15 protein-coding genes are annotated in these 17138 nt (G+C 69.3%); 4 read left to right on the top strand and 11 right to left on the bottom strand.

The window, feature by feature from the left end; genetic code table 11:
• Window positions 1-90: 90 nt before the first annotated feature.
• The 11 genes from ACGFH9_RS30390 to ACGFH9_RS30340 all read right to left on the bottom strand — a co-directional run bounded on the left by ACGFH9_RS30390 (window position 91) and on the right by ACGFH9_RS30340 (window position 13319).
• Window positions 91-645, bottom strand: coding sequence for a DM13 domain-containing protein (locus ACGFH9_RS30390; RefSeq protein WP_393226174.1), 555 nt, complete (start codon window positions 643-645; stop codon window positions 91-93).
• Window positions 646-844: 199 nt separating this feature from the next.
• Entirely contained in the window at window positions 845-1552 is a 708-nt protein-coding gene (locus ACGFH9_RS30385) for an SDR family oxidoreductase (protein WP_393226171.1), read from the bottom strand.
• A gap of 115 nt (window positions 1553-1667) precedes the next feature.
• A complete protein-coding gene (locus ACGFH9_RS30380) occupies window positions 1668-3500 on the bottom strand; it encodes an FtsX-like permease family protein (RefSeq protein ID WP_393226168.1) in 1833 nt (610 codons plus the stop codon).
• Window positions 3501-3886: 386 nt separating this feature from the next.
• Entirely contained in the window at window positions 3887-4819 is a 933-nt protein-coding gene (locus tag ACGFH9_RS30375; RefSeq protein ID WP_393226177.1) for a CynX/NimT family MFS transporter, read from the bottom strand.
• Window positions 4820-5105: 286 nt separating this feature from the next.
• Window positions 5106-6254 (bottom strand): iron-containing alcohol dehydrogenase, encoded by a 1149-nt coding sequence (locus ACGFH9_RS30370; RefSeq protein ID WP_393226165.1) that lies wholly within the window; start codon window positions 6252-6254, stop codon window positions 5106-5108.
• 132 nt (window positions 6255-6386) lie between these two features.
• Window positions 6387-7847, bottom strand: coding sequence for an NAD-dependent succinate-semialdehyde dehydrogenase (locus ACGFH9_RS30365; RefSeq protein ID WP_393226162.1), 1461 nt, complete (start codon window positions 7845-7847; stop codon window positions 6387-6389).
• A gap of 37 nt (window positions 7848-7884) precedes the next feature.
• Window positions 7885-8961 (bottom strand): ABC transporter ATP-binding protein, encoded by a 1077-nt coding sequence (locus ACGFH9_RS30360; protein WP_393226160.1) that lies wholly within the window; start codon window positions 8959-8961, stop codon window positions 7885-7887.
• Window positions 8961-10028 carry an ABC transporter ATP-binding protein gene (locus ACGFH9_RS30355; RefSeq protein WP_393226157.1) on the bottom strand — a complete coding sequence of 356 codons (1068 nt, stop codon included), beginning with the start codon at window positions 10026-10028 and terminating at the stop codon, window positions 8961-8963. The genes ACGFH9_RS30360 and ACGFH9_RS30355 overlap by 1 nt, the downstream gene beginning before the upstream one ends.
• A complete protein-coding gene (locus ACGFH9_RS30350; RefSeq protein ID WP_393226154.1) occupies window positions 10028-10939 on the bottom strand; it encodes a carbohydrate ABC transporter permease in 912 nt (303 codons plus the stop codon). Before ACGFH9_RS30350 ends, ACGFH9_RS30355 begins: the two co-directional genes overlap by 1 nt.
• Entirely contained in the window at window positions 10939-11784 is an 846-nt protein-coding gene (locus ACGFH9_RS30345) for a carbohydrate ABC transporter permease (RefSeq protein ID WP_393226151.1), read from the bottom strand. The genes ACGFH9_RS30350 and ACGFH9_RS30345 overlap by 1 nt, the downstream gene beginning before the upstream one ends.
• 101 nt (window positions 11785-11885) lie before the next feature.
• The gene (locus ACGFH9_RS30340) at window positions 11886-13319 is read right to left on the bottom strand and encodes an extracellular solute-binding protein (protein WP_393226148.1); all 1434 of its coding nucleotides are present in this window, start codon (window positions 13317-13319) and stop codon (window positions 11886-11888) included.
• A 259-nt stretch (window positions 13320-13578) separates the two neighbouring features.
• Between ACGFH9_RS30340 and ACGFH9_RS30335 the strand changes: the two genes are divergently transcribed.
• From ACGFH9_RS30335 to ACGFH9_RS30320, 4 genes are all read left to right on the top strand, one after another.
• Window positions 13579-14322 carry a GntR family transcriptional regulator gene (locus tag ACGFH9_RS30335; protein ID WP_393226145.1) on the top strand — a complete coding sequence of 248 codons (744 nt, stop codon included), beginning with the start codon at window positions 13579-13581 and terminating at the stop codon, window positions 14320-14322.
• Between the two features lie 88 nt (window positions 14323-14410).
• A complete protein-coding gene (locus ACGFH9_RS30330; RefSeq protein WP_393226142.1) occupies window positions 14411-14980 on the top strand; it encodes a DJ-1/PfpI family protein in 570 nt (189 codons plus the stop codon).
• A 19-nt stretch (window positions 14981-14999) separates the two neighbouring features.
• Window positions 15000-15821 (top strand): alpha/beta fold hydrolase, encoded by an 822-nt coding sequence (locus ACGFH9_RS30325; RefSeq protein WP_393226139.1) that lies wholly within the window; start codon window positions 15000-15002, stop codon window positions 15819-15821.
• Window positions 15822-15942: 121 nt separating this feature from the next.
• Window positions 15943-16821, top strand: coding sequence for a PhzF family phenazine biosynthesis protein (locus tag ACGFH9_RS30320; protein WP_393226136.1), 879 nt, complete (start codon window positions 15943-15945; stop codon window positions 16819-16821).
• Window positions 16822-17138 lie beyond the last annotated feature (317 nt).

Genomic DNA, 17138 nt, shown 5'->3' with positions numbered 1-17138 from the left:
CCGCCGCGATCTGGCACAACAACAAGACCGGAGCACCCGTCACCCGATCACTCATTGCCTACGACCACTGACGGGTTCGGAACTACTCGTCTAGGACGGGACGGCGGCAAGTTCCGCAGCACCGAACGAGACAGCGAATCGCTTGCACCAGATGCTGACACTGCGGAACGCCGTCGGATCGACTCCAGCGGCCAACCGGTACACCTGATCGCCGTGGTTACCTTTCAGCTTGCCCAATTCCGCGTACTGGCCGTCGTCGAACACCCGCCAGCCGGCGGTGCCTGCACGGACCCGCTGATCGGACAACCACACCCGCAGGTCAGGCCCGTCGCTGGTGTCCAGCCCTTCGATTTCGAGCTGGTGGCTGCCGTCCGGGTTGCGGACCATCCGGACCGTGCCGCTGGTGTCGTGCTCGTGTGTGACGAACGTACCCTCCGCGAGAACAGCCGGCGAGGCCGGAATGTCCGCAGCTGGGGATGGGAATGGGGAACGGGACGGCTGCGGGACGGTGGAGAGGGTGTCCGCCACGACCGTGTCGGTGAACAACCGCCAAGGCTGGAACCAGTAGAAGGCTCCTGCGACACCGATGCCGAACACGGCGACGACGATCCAGGTGACGGGAGTGCGGAGAAGACGGCGAGTCACGGTTCAAGTCAAGCCGCAGGACCTCGCTGTCGCCAGGCAGGACCGGATTACCGTCTGCTTACGGCGGGCGAGGGGCATGACCACGAGGTGGAGCGACCGCTCGGGCCGCCGGCGGTCAGGCGGCGGCCGGCTCCACCGGGGAGCCGGCCGCAGCATCGGGTGTACGCCTCTGGTCAAGCCGCCACCCCTGCGGGCAAGCTCACCCGAACAGGTTGCCGGTGATGTCGGCGTAGAAGAGGGCGGGGTCGCGGGAGAGGGAGGCCTTGACGTTGGCGGTGGGCCTGTCGGCGATGACTTCGATCCTGCCCGCTTCGAGTCCGTCGAGGGCCTGGGTGACCACCTCGTGGGGCGCGAGCTTGGGGATGTCGATGCCGGCCATCATGTCCGTGTCGGCGATCGCCAGCGCCAGGGCGGTGACCAGGGTCTTCTGGTCGGCCAGCTCGAGTCGGAGGCCATTCGTCAGGGACCATTCTGCGGCCTTGGAGGCGGCGTAGCCGTTGCTGCCGGGAGAGAAGGTGTACCAGCTCAGCGCCGAGATGACGTTGAGGATGGCGCCACCGGCCAGCTTCGGCGCGAAGGCGCGGGTGACGTTGAGCGTGCCCCAGAAGTTGGTGTCGAAGTCTTTGCGGATGTTCTCCGTGGAGGGACCGAGCAGCGGGGCTTGCGTGGAGGTGCCGGCGTTGTTGACGAGGATGTCGAGGTCGCCCACCTGGGCCGCCGCTGCCTCGATGGACGCCAGGTCCGTGATGTCCAACTGGAGGGGGACGGCACCGGGGATGTCGATGCTTTCCACGCGACGGGCGGTCGCATAGACGGTGGCGCCACGGGCGAGGAGTGCCTCGACGAAGGCCTTGCCGAGGCCGCGGTTGGCACCGGTCACGAGAGCGGTTGAGCCGTTGATTCGCATACCCAACACGCTAGAACCTCACGTTGACGTTAGAGGCAAATGCTGCGAGGTGGATCACGTCCACCTCATCCGCGGCAAGGCATCGCCCGACGCACTGATGCCCTGACCGCGACGCTCACTCCTTGACACCGATGTCGTCGATCGGAGGGGCGTTGAGCAGCCTTCGGACGGGCCAGACCGTGGCTGTCAACGCCGGCAGTGTCGTGCCCCCGAGCACCGCCACCCAACCGAGCGGCGGGACGTACGGGATCGGGCTGCCGGTGAGTCCGTAGACGATCGCGCTGAGGGTCAACACCGCGATCGTCGCGCCGATCAGCACGGCGGTGCCGAGGAGCCCGGCCTGTTCGGCCTGGACCATCCCGCGAATCTGACCGCGGGTGACTCCGACCAGTTGCAGCAACGCCAACTCGCGGCGGCGGGCCAGCGCGGCCATCACCATCGTGGTGGCCGCCGCCACTGCCGCGTACCCCACCATCACGCCGATCAGCAGCCGGTGCAGCCAGGCGCCCAGCGCCAGGTCGGTGCCGACCAGGCGCGTACGGGTGGCGGCGTCGAGCACCTGGGCGTCCGGTTGCCCGGCCGACCAGGTGGTCAACGCGGTGTCGGCCGCCGGGTCGACCGAACGGGCGCTGATCGGCTCGATGCCGTCGAGCGCCCGCACCACCACCTGGGTACGGTGCACACCGGTGGCCGCCTGCACCCCGGGCCACTCGCGGACCGTCCGCGCCGCGTCGGTCGGCAGCCCGGCCGGAGCGACGATGACCCGCTCGGCGAGGGTTCCCGCGCTGCTCTGCGTGGCGGTCAGCCGTTCCGCGACCGCTCGTACGCCCTCGCCGATGCGGACCATCAGGCCGTCGACGAACGGCATGCTCTCGAACAGCTCGGCCAGGCCGGCCTGGTAGACCGACCACAGTCGAGGGTCGGCCACGTCGAGGCCGCCGACCGTCCGCGTCAGGTACGCCTCCAGTGGAGGCGACACCGCGAGCATGTCGGTCAGCAGGAACACCCGCACGCCCATGTCCTCGGCGTACCGGAAGACGGGGCCGAACGCCGCGACCAGCGCCCGCGCGCGGTCGACGTGCGGGTCGCCGGGCGGATAGACCGCGTGCCCGTCACCAACCTCGGCGAACGTGACGTACTCGAGGAAGCCGGGTACGACGATTCCGTTGAAGCCCTGTGCCACCGAGTGGTCGACGAACTGCCGAAACTGTGCGCCGATGCGGGCCACCGCGCCCGCGTCCACCCATGGCGCGCGAGGCAGCACCGCCGACCCGACCACGTCGGTGTTCAGGCCGTAGTCGTCGCCGGCGGCGAAGACGGCCGGTTCGGGCTCGCGCCCCACCGAACCGGCGTCGGTCAGCCGCAGCTCGAGCCGGGGAGTGACCATCCGACCCGCGTCCGCTGCGGGGATCGCGTCGGCACCGGAGCTGATCCGGTCGGCCAGCCGGTACATCCCGGCTGCCACGCCCGCGACGTCGCCGCCCTGGACGGTCAGCTCGGTGTCGCGCACGTCGAGCCGGTACGACTCGGGCGTCCCGCCGAGGGCGGTCAGCACGCTCGCCCGCAGCGTGCGGACCGCCGACAGGTCCGGGGCCGCGCGGCGTGCCGTGCCGGTGCCCGGCGGGGCCGTCGCGGACCCGGCCGAGTTCGGTGCGGCCGGAACGAGCGCCGGCCGGGGCAGGCCGCGGCGAACGACCGCGTCGGCGACGGCGGCCGCGGCCTTCGTGAGGCGCGGCTCGTCGGGCACGACGAGGGACGCCAACGGCGGGAGCGGCGCGGGCGTCCGCGTCGGCGCGGCGACAGCCTCCTCGCGGGGGACTACGGCGGGGGCGTGGCTCAACCCCAGCGTGTCGCCGACAGCCCAGGCCATTGCCGCGCCGAGGACCAACAGGACCACCGCGGCGACAAGCAGCGGGTACGGCCTGCGGGCCTGGGCAACATGAGCCACGCTCGCATGCTAGTAGCCCGCCCGCGTTCGGCGCAGGGTCGGCGAACCGGTGACGTAGTTGGACGACGATCAGCGCGATCGGCCCGGCCGGGTCGGGCTGACCGCCATGGGCGGCGGCGAGGAAGGCGCGGGCGAGGATAGCGTCCAGCGGTGCCGCTAGGCCGTGTGTCAAAGCCCCTGGCCGGCCTGCGGAGGCCGAGAGGACCGGCCGTTTCGGCCGCTGGTGAACCGTCGCTCGCGGGCCCGTGGTCCGGCCGGATCGGAGCCGCCCCCTCCATTGAGCGTGATGCCTGTGGGTCATCAAGATGACTCACAGGCATCACCCTCATCGTGGTGTCCGCCGTCCGCCGTCCGCCGTCCGCCCGACCGAGGACCGGACAGCACACCTAGCGGGCGAGCGGACCGAGTGCGCCGAACGCGTACGCGACCCCCTGGGTGAAGCCGCTCAGCGCGACGGTGCCGACCTGCGTCCGGGTACGGACGTTGATGAGCACGAGGCAGGCCGGGAACAGGATCGACCCCGAGCCGATGAGCAGCACCCAGAGCAGCGTGAGTGTCGCGGGCGCGAGCAGCAGGCCGAGGTAGCCGAGCACGAAGCTCGCGATACCGGCGGCGAACAGCCAGCCGACATTGCGCAGTCGCGCGACGAGGAGGGGCGCGACGAGTGCGCCGGGCACGCTGACGATGCCGGTGACGGCGAGCAGCACACCGGCCTCGGTCGGCGTCGAGCCGGCGATGTCGCCGAGGATCTCGGGGAGCCAGGCGAAGGCCGCGTAGGTGCAGATCGTGCTGGTCGAGAACACGACGGTGATCGCCAGGGCCACGCGTGACCGCCACAGTCGCGTGACGAGGGCGGCAGGCGAGGAGTCGACAGCGACGGCATCCCCAAGTCGCTGGCGGCGCTCCCGCGCGATGATGACGAGCCACGGAGCGAGCGCGACCACCGAGGTGACCGACCAGATGCCGAGCGAGAACCGCCAGCCGATCTGCTCGGCGACCGGAGCGGCGGCCGCGGCGGGCACGGCCGTGCTCACGCCCACGATGCGGACGTAGACGGCGGTCAGCAGCGCTACCCGGTCGGGGAAGTATCGCCGCACGGTCGGCGGCAGCAGCACGTTGCCGATGCCCGTACCGGCGAGCGCGACGACACTGCCGACGAGCAGCACCGCGAAGCCCGGGGCGAACGCGCGCACGAGATGGCCGAGGGTCATGAGCAGCAGCGCGAGCACGATGCCGCCGTCGAGGCCGAAGCCGCGGGCGACGCGCGGCGCGATGAACCCGGACGCCGCCAACAGGATCGGAGGCAACGTGCCGAGCAGCCCGACGCCGATGTCCGATGTAGTCTAGTTCCCCACGCGCGGATCGTGATCATGGCGTGCTGGCTGGTCATCGCTCGGGGCGGTGGCGGCAGGCGACGCCGATGCAATCGAGGCGACCCTGGCCGGACACCGTGCTGTTTCGGAGCCCGGTGGCGTTCAAGCCCTATCCGGGCAAGGCAATCACCGCAGCGATCCTGCGGGGTGTGCTTCGACCTCGCCGACGTGAGCCGACCGAGCATGGGCATGGTCGGACGAACGATCATTCGGGGCGGATCCCCGCTCGGAGTCAGGACAGTCGTGTCCGGTCCCCGGTCCAGGCCGCTTCCAGGATCGCGGTCAGGCTGGCGGTGTCGGTCGGGCCCGGGTGATTCTGGATCAGGCGGGTGACGCCACCGGCCATCTCCGCGAAGCGCGGCAGATCGTCGCGAGCCACGCCGATGTCCGCCAGAGTGGGAGGGATGCCGATGTCGGCCAGGAGCCCGTCGAGCCAGCTGAGGAACGCGTCCGCGGCCTCGGCATCGGACGCGCCGGTCACGTCGAGCCCGCACACCCCGGCGAGGATGGCCAACCGGTCGCTGATGGCATCCCTGGCCGCGTCGAGAGCGTAGGGGAGTAGCAGCCCGACGCCCAGACCGTGCGGTGTGTGCGTGGCTGCGCCGATGGGGTACTGGAGAGCGTGTGGGGCCGCGTTGCCCGCGTGGGAGAAGGCGAGTCCGGCGAGCATCGACCCGTAGGACATGTCGGCACGGGCGTCCGTGTCGTCTCCGTCCCGGACCGCGCGACGCAGGCTGCGGGCGATCCGCTCCGCGGCCAGGAGCGCGTAGTGGTCGGTGATCGGGTTGCGGCCGAGGAACACCTGCTCCACCGGGTCGCGCGGCCCGTGGGGCCGGGGCCGCGCGGTGTAGCTCTCCACGGCGTGACAGAACGCGTCGATGCCGGAGTGGGCGGTGACGGTCGCCGGGCAGGTGTAGGTGAGTTCGGGGTCCACGATGGCGAAGTCGGGCACGATGTGGACGCTGGAGACCCCCACCTTCAGCTCGCGGTCCGGGTCGGTCAACACCGCGACGGGCGTGAGCTCGGAACCGGTGCCCGACGTCGTCGGGACCGCCACGAGCGGAAGCGTCGGCCCCGGCACCTTCGACTCGCCGTAGAAGTCGCGCGGCGTCCCACCGTGCCGTCGGATGACGCCAACGATCTTGGCGAGGTCGATCACCGTGCCACCCCCGATGGCGAGGATGACGTCGGCGTCCACCTCGGCGGCGACCGAGACGGCACGGGCGACATCGGAGAGCGGCACGTCCGAGGTCGCCTCGGAGAACACCTCGACGACCGCGACCTTCTCCCGCACGGCGGCCACGATGTCGGCCACGCCCGGCTGCCCCAGGAGAACCTGGTCGGTCACGATGAGGACTCGCGAGCCACTCTCGGCGACCACCCGTGGGATGTTCTGTGCGACCCCTTCGCCCACTATCAGCTGGCGTGGCCCGCGGACGGTCTCAAGCATGTCGGTGCCTCTCCAGAACGTCGACGGCGATGTACGGGGCGCAAGCCCGGGACGGCAGGCCGGTCACGGCAGGTCGATCGCCGCGTAGGTGAGGTCGAGGTATTCGAGGATGCCCTCGTGCGACCCCTCCTTGCCGATCCCGGACTGCTTGACCCCTCCGAACGGAGCTGACGGGTCCGATATCAGGCCACGGTTGATGCCGAGCATCCCGGTCTGCAGGCCCTCGGCGAACCGGAGGGCTCGTTGCAGGTCGCGGGTGAAGACGTACCCGACCAGGCCGTGCTCGGTGTCGTTGGCCTTCGCCAGCACCTCGTCGTCGGACGTGAACGACATGATCGGCGCCACCGGACCGAAGATCTCGGTCTTGAGCATCCGCGCGTCGTCGGGTACGTCGACGAGGACCGTGGGCGGGTAGAAGTGACCCGGCCCGTCCGGACGCTCGCCGCCCACCAGGACGCGGGCGCCGCGGTCGACCGCGTCGGCGACGAGCTCGTCGATCGTGGTGACCGAGGCGTCGTCGATCAACGCCCCGACGTCGACGCCGTCGTCGAGACCGTGGCCCACGGCAAGCGCACCCATCCGCTCGGCGAAACGCGCCGTGAACTCCTCGCGCACCGACTCCTCGACGTAGATCCGGTTGGCCGCGATGCAGGACTCGCCGATGTTGCGCATCTTGGCCACCATCGCGCCGTCGAGCGCGACGTCCAGGTCGGCGTCCGCGCACACGATCAGGGCCGCGTTGCCACCCAGTTCCATCGAGGTACGCAGTACGTTGTCCGCGGCCTGCCGGAGCAGCACGCGTCCGACCTCGGTCGACCCGGTGAACGAGAGCTTGCGGGTCCGACTGTCGGCCAACAGCGCGGAGACGACCCTGCCGGAACGCTTGGTGGTCACCACGTTGACGACGCCCGGGGGGACGCCCACCTCCTCCATGATGCGGGCCAGGAGCAGCATGGTGAGTGGCGTCTGGCCTGCTGGCTTGGTGATCGTCGTGCAGCCTGCGGCCAGCGCGGGAGCGATCTTGCGGGCGCCCATGGCCAACGGAAAGTTCCAGGGCGTCACGAAGACGCACGGTCCGACCGGCTTCGGCACGGTGAGGATGCGGTATCCACCTCCGGGAGCGATGTTGTACCGGCCCTCGACGCGCACCGCCTCCTCCGCGAACCAACGGAAGAACTCGGCGCCGTAGGCCACCTCGGCCCGAGCCTCGGCGAGCGGCTTGCCCATCTCGAGCGTTATCAGCCGGGCGACCTCCTCGGATCGCTCGGTCAACGCCCGGTACGTCGCGGTCAACAACTCCGACCGTTTCCGTGGCGGGGTCGCGGCCCACGCCGTCATGGCCGTGCTCGCCGCGTCCAGGGCGGCGAGTCCGTCGACGACGTCGGCGTCCGCCACCTCGGCGATGGTCTTGCCGGTGGCCGGGTCCTCGACGGCGAAGGTGGCTCCGCTCGCGGCGTCGCGCCAGGCGTCGCCGATCCGGAGCCGCCGGTGTTCGGGGGCCAGGACGTTCATCGGGTCGTTCATTGCGTCGCCTCCTGTGCTCTTCTTGGCGATGCGGCGACTACCGCCCGGCCGCGGACAGCGACAGTCCGGTGTCCGCGTCGAACAGGTGCGCACGGTCCAGGTCGACCGTGACACGCAGGCGTTCGCCCGGCGTACCCGTGACGGTGGGCCGTGCCTTGACCTTGAGGATCGCCGTCCCCACCCGGACGTCGACAACCGTTCGGTCGCCGAGCGGCTCGAGCCCGTAGAGCTCTCCCGACAACGACGCGTCCCCGCGCTGCTCGACCGACAGATCCTCGGCACGCAGGCCCAGCAGCAGCGGGCGACCGTCCTCGGCCGTGGTCCACTGGGGTCGCGGCAGCGTCCAGCCCTCGGTACCGATCAGACGGTCTCCCTCGGCCTTACAGGCGAGCAGGCTGATCGGCGGGCTCCCGACGAATCCCGCGACCCACTGGTTGGCGGGACGCTCGTACACCTCGGTAGGCGTGCCGACCTGCTGCACCTTCCCCTCCTTGAGGACCGCCACCTGGTCGGCCATGGACAGGGCCTCGACCTGGTCGTTTGTCACGTAGACGAAGGTTGCTCCGAGGCTGCGGTGAATGCGGGTGAGTTCGGTGCGCATCTCGACGCGGAGCTTGAGGTCGAGGTTCGTCAGCGGCTCGTCCATGAGGAACGCGCGCGGGCGACGGACCAGCGCCCGGGCCAGGGCGACACGCTGCATCTCACCGCCCGACAACTGCGCCGGGCGACGCTGCAGCAGACGTTCGATGTGCAGCAGGCTCGACATCTGCTCGACGGCAGCGGCGATCTCGCTCGACGAACAGCGGCGTGCCCGCAGCGGCGATGCGATGTTCTCGTACGCGGTGTGTCGCGGGTAGAGGGCGTAGCTCTGGAAGACCATGGCCAGGTCGCGTGCGGCCGGGGCGTCGCCGGTCGCGTCCCTGCCGTCCAGGTGCACCGACCCGGCGTCGAGCTTCTCCAGGCCCGCTATCGCTCGCAGGGTCGTCGTCTTGCCCGCCCCGGAGGGCCCGAGTACGACGAAGAACGAGCCGTCCGGCACGTCCAACGTCACCCCGTCGAGGGCTTGGACCTTCCCGAAGGACTTGCGTAGCCCTTGCGCTGCCACGGTTCCCATCAGCCCACCAGCTCTTCCGTGCTCACGTCGTAGACAGCGGGGGTTCCACCGGTGTGCCGCAGTCCGACCTTCGCGTCGGCGGCGAAACGGACAGTCGGTGGCATCCGAACCCGTACGTCGCGCTGGCCGCCGTGGTCGACCACGTAGATGATCTCGTCGCCCAGCCACTCCACCGAGACCACCCGGGCCGGGATCGAGCCCTCCGCCCCTGGCGCGCCGACCTCCAGGGCCTCTGGCCGGACGCCGGCGACCAGGCGGCGGTCACGCGGCAGGCCCGGCGGCGGCGTGAGGACCAGTCCGCCCTGACTGTGCAGCGTGCCGTCGGCCACCTCCACGTCGATCAGGTTCATCGGCGGGGAGCCGATGAACGCGGCGCAGAAGAGACTCGCCGGGCGGTCGTAGACCTCCAGTGGCGTGCCGATCTGCTCCACGCGGCCCTTGTTGAGGATGGCGATCCGGTGACCGAGTGACATGGCCTCGACCTGGTCGTGGGTGACGTAGACCATCGTCGCCCCGAGTTCCCCTTGCAGGTGCTTGATCTCGGTGCGCATGTCGGCTCTCAGCTCGGCGTCCAGATTGGTGAGGGGCTCGTCCATGAGGAACGCGCGCGGTCGCCGCACCAGGGCACGAGCAAGCGCGACGCGCTGCTGCTCGCCGCCGGACAGTTGGCGCGGTCGCCGGTCCAGAAGCGGACCTAGCCGCATCAGCCGGGCGGCCTCGTCGACCCGCTTCTGCACCTCCGACTTGGGTAGCCCCTCGGCCCGCAGTGGGAACGCCAGGTTGTCGCGCGTCCGGAGGTGCGGATAGAGAGCGTAGAACTGGAACACCATGGCGATGTCGCGCTCGGCGGGTGGCAGGTCGTTGACCAGCGTGTCGCCGATCCGGATGTCGCCGGTCGTCTGCCTCTCCAGGCCGGCGATGGCCCGCAGCGTGGTCGTCTTGCCGCAGCCCGAGGGGCCGAGCATCACGAACAGCTCGCCGTCCTCGATGGACAGGTCCACGTGGTCGACCGCGACCGTCCCGTCCGGGTAGCGCTTGTGCAGGGCCGTCACCTCGATGCCCGCCATCAGCGTCGCACCGCCCCGAGCGTCACGCCGGCGACGAGGTGCTTGCGCACCAGGTACGCGAAGACGAGCACCGGCAGGGCGAACACCACCGAGGCGGCCGCGACGAGCCCCCAGTCCGTCGTCGTGCCGCCGATGAGGCCGGCGATGGCGGGCGGAGCCGTCCGCACGTCGTCGCTGGAGGTGAGGAAGGTGGCGAACACGAACTCGTTCCACGAGAAGATGAGCGCGAAGACCGCCGTCGCGGCTATGCCGGGTACGAGCAGGGGAAGGGTGAATCGCCAGAACGACTGCAAGCGGGTGTAGCCGTCGAGCATGGCGGCATCCTCGTACTCCGCGGGCACCTCGTCGACGAACCCCTTCATCATCCAGATCGTGAACGGAACGTTGAACGCGGTGTAGATGAGGATCAGACCGATCTTGTTGTCGATGAGCCCGACCTGGCGGTACATGAGGAAGATCGGGATCACGACCACGACCGGCGGCATGAAGCGGGTCGACAGGATGAAGAACAGCTGGTCCTTCTTGGCCTTCACGGCGAAGCGCGAGTAGGCCCAGGCCGCTGGCACACCCAGCACGGTGGCCAGCACCGTGGAGACCCCGGCGACCACGACGGAGTTGAGGAACGAGACGGACAGGGCCGAGCGACCGCCGTTCGGGTCGACGAACACGTCCCGGTAGTGATCCAGGGTGACCGTGAAGTCGAAGAACTTGGCCGGGATGGCGTAGACGTCCCGGTTCTCCTTGATGGACGTCTCGATCATCCAGAGCACCGGGAAGAGCATCACGACGGCCAGCGCGGTCAACAGCGCGACCTCCAGCACGGAGCGACCCCGGCTACCAAGGCGCCGCGCGGGCGGAGTGTGACCCCGGGCGGGGCCTGTCGATACGGCCTCGTCGACGGAGACGGCCATCAGCCCTCCTTGAGCTTGTTCAGGTAGCGCAGGTAGAACTGCGTGAGGACGATGACGACGAGGACCATGAGGATTCCGTACGCCGAGGCGGTTCCGGTGTTGAAGCCGAGGAACGCGACCTTGTAGATGTGGAACGACAATGTCTCGGTGGAGACGCCCGGCCCTCCATTGGTCAGGATGTAGACGAGGTCGAACAGCCGGAACGCCTCGATGGCCCGGAACATCACGGCGATGAGCAGCAGCGGCCACACCAGCGGAAGAGTGATGGTGCGGAACCGGAACCACTCGGAAGCCCGGTCGATCGAGGCGGCCTCGTACAGGTACTTGGGCACGGCGGTAAGGCCCGCGAGCGCGATGAGCATGATGAACGGCGTCCATTGCCAGGTGTCGACGACGATCAGGGAGAGCAGTGCCGTTCGCTGTCGGGTGAGCCACTCCACCTGCCCCAGGCCGAGCGAGCCGAGCATGCTGTTGGTCACGCCGAACTGCGCGTCGAGCATGAATCGCCAGAACAGCCCGACCACGACCGGCGACAGCATCATCGGCACCAGGAACAGCGTGGTCAGCACTCCCCGCCCATGCGTACGCCGCGAGATCAGGAAGGCGATGCCGAATCCGAGGACGGTCTGCAGGCCGACCGCGCCGACCACGTAGATCAAGGTCGTCAAGGCCCTCGTGTGGACCTGCGCCGACGTCAGGATGGCGGTGTAGTTGCCGAACCCGATGAAGTCGGCGGGCCCCCCGCGGGTGGCCGAGTAGTCGGTGAAGGACAGGTACAACGCCCACAGCAACGGGAACACCGACATGGCCAGCAGCAGCAGCATCGCGGGGGATATGAACGTCACGGCGAGCCAACGGTCGCTCAGCCGGCGGGACCGACCCCGCGCAGGTGGCGTCGTGGACGCCACCTGCGCGGGGCGATCGGTCGTCGAAGGGACGACGTCACTCACAGTCCGCCGCCGCCCTTGCGGCCGCTCGAGTCGAGGACGCCCTGCTGCTCCTTGGCGATGTCGTCGAGCGCATCCTTCGGCTTCTTCGCGCCGTTGAGGGCCGCGTTCACGTTGGTGTTCTCGATGTCGACGAGGCGCGCGTACTCGGGCACGTTCCACATGTCCCGCATCCGCGGCACCGAGTCGGCGTACACCTGGTTGAACGGCCCGGCGTTGAGGAACTCGGGCGACTGCAGGGCGTCCGTACGCGACGGCACACCGCCGGCCGCGGCCCACTTCTTCTGGATGTCGGCCCGCTCGAACCATTTCATGAAGTTCAGGGCCTCGGCCTGGTTGGCGGAGGACGAGTAGGCCGACACGTGCATCCCCATGCCGCCGAGCGGGACCAGGTTCGTCTTCTGGGTGGGCAGGGTGGCAAAGCCCAGCTTGTCGAGAATCTGCGCCCGCGTGGTGCCGAGCGTCGACTGCTTCGGATCGAGCAGCCCGCCGCTCGCGGCGATCCAGTTGAACGCGATGCACGCCTTGCCCTGGGCGACGGCCGCGTTCACCTCGTCGATGAACCAGTTGCCGGAGCCCTTGGCGGTCAGCGGCTTCATCTTGTTGACCAGGACGTCCATCGCCTCCTGGCCCGCCGCGTCGTTGAGGATGCCCTCGATCTTGCGGTTCTTGGCGTCCCAGAGGTTGCCGCCGTAGACGCCGTTGACCGTGTTGTAGGTGACGGCCGCGGCGTCGGAGCCGTTGGCCTGGTGGAAAGCCAGTCCGCTGACGCCGGGGTTGTCCGCCTGGCACTTCGCGGCGGCCGCGATCATCTGGTCCCAGGTCTGCGGCGGCTTGTCGCCGATCAGGTCCTTGCGGTAGATCATCGTCCAGGTGTCGCCGAGCAGCGGCAGGCCGTACAGGCTGGCGTTCTCGTCGCGTTTGCCGGTCTCCGCCTGGGGGAACTGGCCGTAGGCCGCCAGAAGGTACGGGTTGTAGGCGTTGACCTCGATGTTGTTCTTGACGAAGTCGGTGATGTCGAGGATGTTGCCGTTCGTCACGGCCTCGCCGATGTGCTGCGAGTCCAGGATCGCGATGTCGAAGTCGGTCTTGCGGGCGGCGAACTGGGTGAACATCGCGTCGTGCCAGTTCGCGTTCGGTACGGTGTTGACCTTGATGGTCGCGTTCGGCCGCTCCTTCTTGTACTCCGCGTTCGCGAAGTCCTCCAGTGCGTGGGCGGGCGGCCAGTCGAACCAGATGAAGCTGAGGGTCAGCGGGTCCTTGGTGAGTTCCGGGATGGTCGCCGGTGCCTTGGGAGCGCTCGCCTTCTCGTCGTCGTCCTTGCTGTCGCCGCAGGCCGCCATGGTCGTGGCCACGAGCAGCAGGGCAGCCGTCGCCAGCCGCACCTTCCGGCCGGGAGTGGGTGTTCGTCCTGCTCGCTTCGGAATCCGCATCGTCTCGCCTGCTCTCTGGGTGGGGACTTCTAGGCCTCGCTATGTGCGTCGCCGAGCAGTTGCTGGGTTGTCCAGGCGCGTTGCCGGGCCGTCGCGGAAGCCGGATGACCGACGTGGCGATGGCGGCGATCCGCGATGGTGGAGGATGAAGATCATCCGCCACTTTTCCTATACGATCCTGTGGGGGCGTCAGAATGCCGCAGCGTTGTGACTGATGTCAACAGGTTCCCGCAGGCGCAAGAGAGGACGTCAGGTCACGATGGACGACGATGCGATGATCGCGCGGGGCCGTAGGGCCATGCCGGGTGCGATGCCGCCGGGAAGGTCGCGCGGCCGGCTTGCCGACGAGGTGTACGACACGCTGCTCGGACAGCTCATGTCACTACGGATCGAGCCCGGTTCGCGCGTCACGATCGACGTCCTGGCGCGGGAGCTGGGAGTGTCGCAGACGCCGATCCGAGACGCCCTCAACCGGATGGAGGCCGAGGGTCTGGTCGTGCGCGTGCCGCATGCCGGCTACCGCATCCCTCCCCAGATCACCCGCCAGCGATTCGAGGACATGCTCGAGGTGCGCCTGCTCCTCGAGCCGGCGGCGGCGCGCAGATCCGCCGAGCGCGCAACCTCCGAGCAGGTGGCCGGTCTGCGGCGGATGCTGGAGGAGATGGCGGAGCTGGAAGGGGGCAACGGGCTGCTGGCCTATGGCGCCTTCGGGCTCCGCGACGCCGCCTTCCACGATCTCGTCGCCCTGAGCGCGGAGAACCAGGTCATCCGTGAAGCGCTCGCTCGACTGCACAGCCACGTGCACCTCTTCCGGCTCCACCACGACACCCAGGTCACCCATCTGGCCATGGCCGAGCACGAGGAGGTCGTGGCCGCGATCGCCGCACGCGACCCCGACGGCGCCGCCTACGCGATGCGTCGGCACATCCTGCGGTCCGGCGAGCGTTTCCGACGGATCTTCGACGAGGTCAGGAACGCGGACGGAGTCAATGTGGAGGGTTGACGGGCGGGCTGGGTCGAGGAATGCTAACTCGATCAGATCGGATTGGATCTGATCCACCACATCCGTCCCCACACGCGAGGAGAAGCAGGTGCCCAGAGCGCTGCTCCTGACCGGCGACGCCGCCGAGGAACTCGACACCATGTATCCCTACTACCGCGTGCAGGAGGGCGGCTGGGACGTCGACGTCTCGTCACGGACGACGCGCGACGTGCAACTGGTCATCCACGAGTTCGACCCCAACTCCGACGCCTACGTGGAGAAGAACGGCCGGAAGTTGCCGGTCGACGTGCCCTGGGCCGAGGTCGACGTCGAGCGCTATGACGCCCTCATCATCCCCGGGGGACGTGCCCCCGAGTGGATCCGGGTCGACGCCGACGTCAGGCGCATCACCGAGCACTTCTTCGCGCGCAACCTCCCCATCGCGCTGGTGTGCCACGGCGCGCAGGTGCCAGCGGTGTACGGGCTGCTGAAGGGTCGGAGGACGGCCTGCTTCCCGCCCATCACCGGTGACATGGAGAACGCGGGCGCGACGGTCATCGACGCACCCGACGTCGTGGACGGCAACCTCGTCTCCTGCCGGGGGTGGCCCGACATGCCGCAGTTCGGCAGGGCGATGATGGAGGTCTTCACGAAGTCCGTCAGCTCCGCATCGGCTTGAGTGCACCTGGCCTGCCCCGGTGACAGCGCTTCGGACCGTCACGGTCGACGGTTCTCCCGTACACGTCCTGGAGAGCGGCGCCGGGCCCACGGTGCTGATGCTGCACGGCTCCGGACCCGGCACGACCGGGTCCGGCGCCTGGGCGACGACGGCGCAGGCGCTGGGCACGTCCTGGCACCTGGTGGCTCCTGACCAGGCGGGCTTCGGCCGTACGCCTGTCCCGGCGGGCTCCAGGGGTGGGTTGCGGCTGTGGACGGAGCAGGCCGCGCGCTTGATGGATGGACTCGGCAGCGAGTCCTACGCGGTGGTGGGTCACTCCATGGGCGGTGCGGTGGCGCTGGCGTTGGCGGCCGCGCGCCCCGAGCAGGTCACCCGTGTCGTGGCGGTCTCGACGATGGGTGCCCCCGGAGCGCCGTTGTCCGCCGATCTCGACGCGGTCTGGGCCGCCCCCGCCGGCCCGCTCGGGGCACGAGACATGCTCAGTCGCCTCGTCCGCGACCAGGCGCTCGTGACCGACGCGGCCGTCGAGGCCCGTGCGGCCGCGATGCGAGCGGGGGAGGCCGCGTTCGCCGCACTGTTCCCTCCACCCAGGGCACGCTGGGTCGACGATCTCACCCTCTCGGCGCAGACGCTGGCGGCGATCCGCGCCCCCGTGCTGCTCGTGCATGGCGCCGAGGACCGCGTCACGCCGCTCGGTACGGCGACTCAGCCTCTGCTCGAACACCTGGCCGACGTCCGGCTGCACGTGTTCGGCCGATGTGGACACGTACCGGCGATCGAGCACCCGCACGAGTTCCGGCACCTGCTGTCGTGCTTCCTCCACCCGGTCCAGAGCCACTGATCGCCGTGTCAGGTTGCGCCTCCACTCCGGCTGGGACGTCCCCGACGACCAGGCAGCGCTGCGGTGGGCTGCGCAGCAGGTCTGCCGCACGGCGACCCGGCCGCCGAGGCGGGAGCCCGGGATGACCGGAAGCATCGGCCACGACGTGACGATCGTCGACGCCTGCACTCGCCGAGGGCGAGGTGGCAGCCCTACCGCCGTGCTGATCGACGACGGTGCGCTCAGCGACCGCGCCCGGTGCGAGATCGTCCGGCGAGCCGGCACCTCGCACGCGGCGTTCGTCGACACCGAGGCGGAAACCACGCCCACGGTGCGGTTCTTCACCGCCGGCGGTGAGCTCACCAACTGCGGCCACGGCACCATCGCCGCGCAGGCGGTCCTGTTGCACCGCCACCGGGCCGTAGAACGCCACGTCCGTCAGCGGACCGGTGGCCGCACCTTCGACATCACCGCGATCCACCGCGACAACGGTATCGAGGTCTGGTTCGACCAGGGCGAGGTGCAGCTGCGGGACTGCTCTGCCGCAGGGCTCGGCCGCATCCTCGCCGCCCTCGGCATCAGATCGAACGACGTATCCACCGACGACTTCCCGTGCGTCGCCTCACCGGGAACACCACGCCTGCTCGTGCCGGTCACGACACTGCCGACCCTGCTCTCGATGCGGCCCGACCCAGGTCGACTCGCCGCCGATTGCCGTCGCCTCGGCTACCTCGGCTGCTTCGTCTACACGCTCTCCCCGGCCGGCGACGCTGCGGCCGCGCGCATGTTCGCGCCAGCGATCGGAGTCGGCGAGGACGTCGTCAACGCCAACAGCACCGGATGCCTTGCCGCACACCTGGTCGCGACCAACCGCCCCAGCAGCATCGAAGTCGTGCAGGGGCACAACGCCGGTCGTCCCTCGTCGGTATTCGCCACGGCCGCCGCCACCACGGACGGCATCTCCGCCAGAGTCGGCGGAATGGCCACCATCCGATCCAGTACCGACGGCGCAGCACACTGAGAAGCCATCGGCGGCATCTTTCCTGGGAATACCACTACTGACGTTTTCGGACGCTCTATCGCCGTGAAGCGCGTGGCCCTCGTTGGTCGAGATCAGTCGCCTATCAGACTTCTCGCTGGGATAACCGACCTCGTTTGTCAAAATCCGGTCATGCGCGAATTCACTCGCCGTGCCGGGGCTGTCACTGACCGACACGTCCCATGGAACGCACGCCATTCGCTCAGAGCGCGTTTGTTTTGTGGGTGGGTCGGGCGTGTCGCACAGTGGGTCCGATCGATGAGCCTGGCTCATTCGATGGACAGGCATGGATCGAGTGC

Origin of the sequence: Micromonospora sp. NPDC049102 (assembly GCF_043197485.1) — a bacterium.
Classification (GTDB): domain Bacteria; phylum Actinomycetota; class Actinomycetes; order Mycobacteriales; family Micromonosporaceae; genus Micromonospora.
Note: the sequence above shows the minus strand (reverse complement) of the source record. Positions and strands in the feature narration are given on the sequence as shown.

What these genes read in the sequence shown, in the direction of transcription:
- ACGFH9_RS30385 (WP_393226171.1), bottom strand. Translation starts at nt 1,552, where the DNA reads ATGCGAATCAACGGCTCAACCGCTCTCGTGACCGGTGCCAACCGCGGC.
- ACGFH9_RS30365 (WP_393226162.1), bottom strand. Translation starts at nt 7,847, where the DNA reads ATGAACGACCCGATGAACGTCCTGGCCCCCGAACACCGGCGGCTCCGG.
- ACGFH9_RS30360 (WP_393226160.1), bottom strand. Translation starts at nt 8,961, where the DNA reads ATGGGAACCGTGGCAGCGCAAGGGCTACGCAAGTCCTTCGGGAAGGTC.
- ACGFH9_RS30355 (WP_393226157.1), bottom strand. Translation starts at nt 10,028, where the DNA reads ATGGCGGGCATCGAGGTGACGGCCCTGCACAAGCGCTACCCGGACGGG.
- ACGFH9_RS30350 (WP_393226154.1), bottom strand. Translation starts at nt 10,939, where the DNA reads ATGGCCGTCTCCGTCGACGAGGCCGTATCGACAGGCCCCGCCCGGGGT.
- ACGFH9_RS30340 (WP_393226148.1), bottom strand. Translation starts at nt 13,319, where the DNA reads ATGCGGATTCCGAAGCGAGCAGGACGAACACCCACTCCCGGCCGGAAG.
- ACGFH9_RS30335 (WP_393226145.1), top strand. Translation starts at nt 13,579, where the DNA reads ATGGACGACGATGCGATGATCGCGCGGGGCCGTAGGGCCATGCCGGGT.
- ACGFH9_RS30320 (WP_393226136.1), top strand. Translation starts at nt 15,943, where the DNA reads ATGACCGGAAGCATCGGCCACGACGTGACGATCGTCGACGCCTGCACT.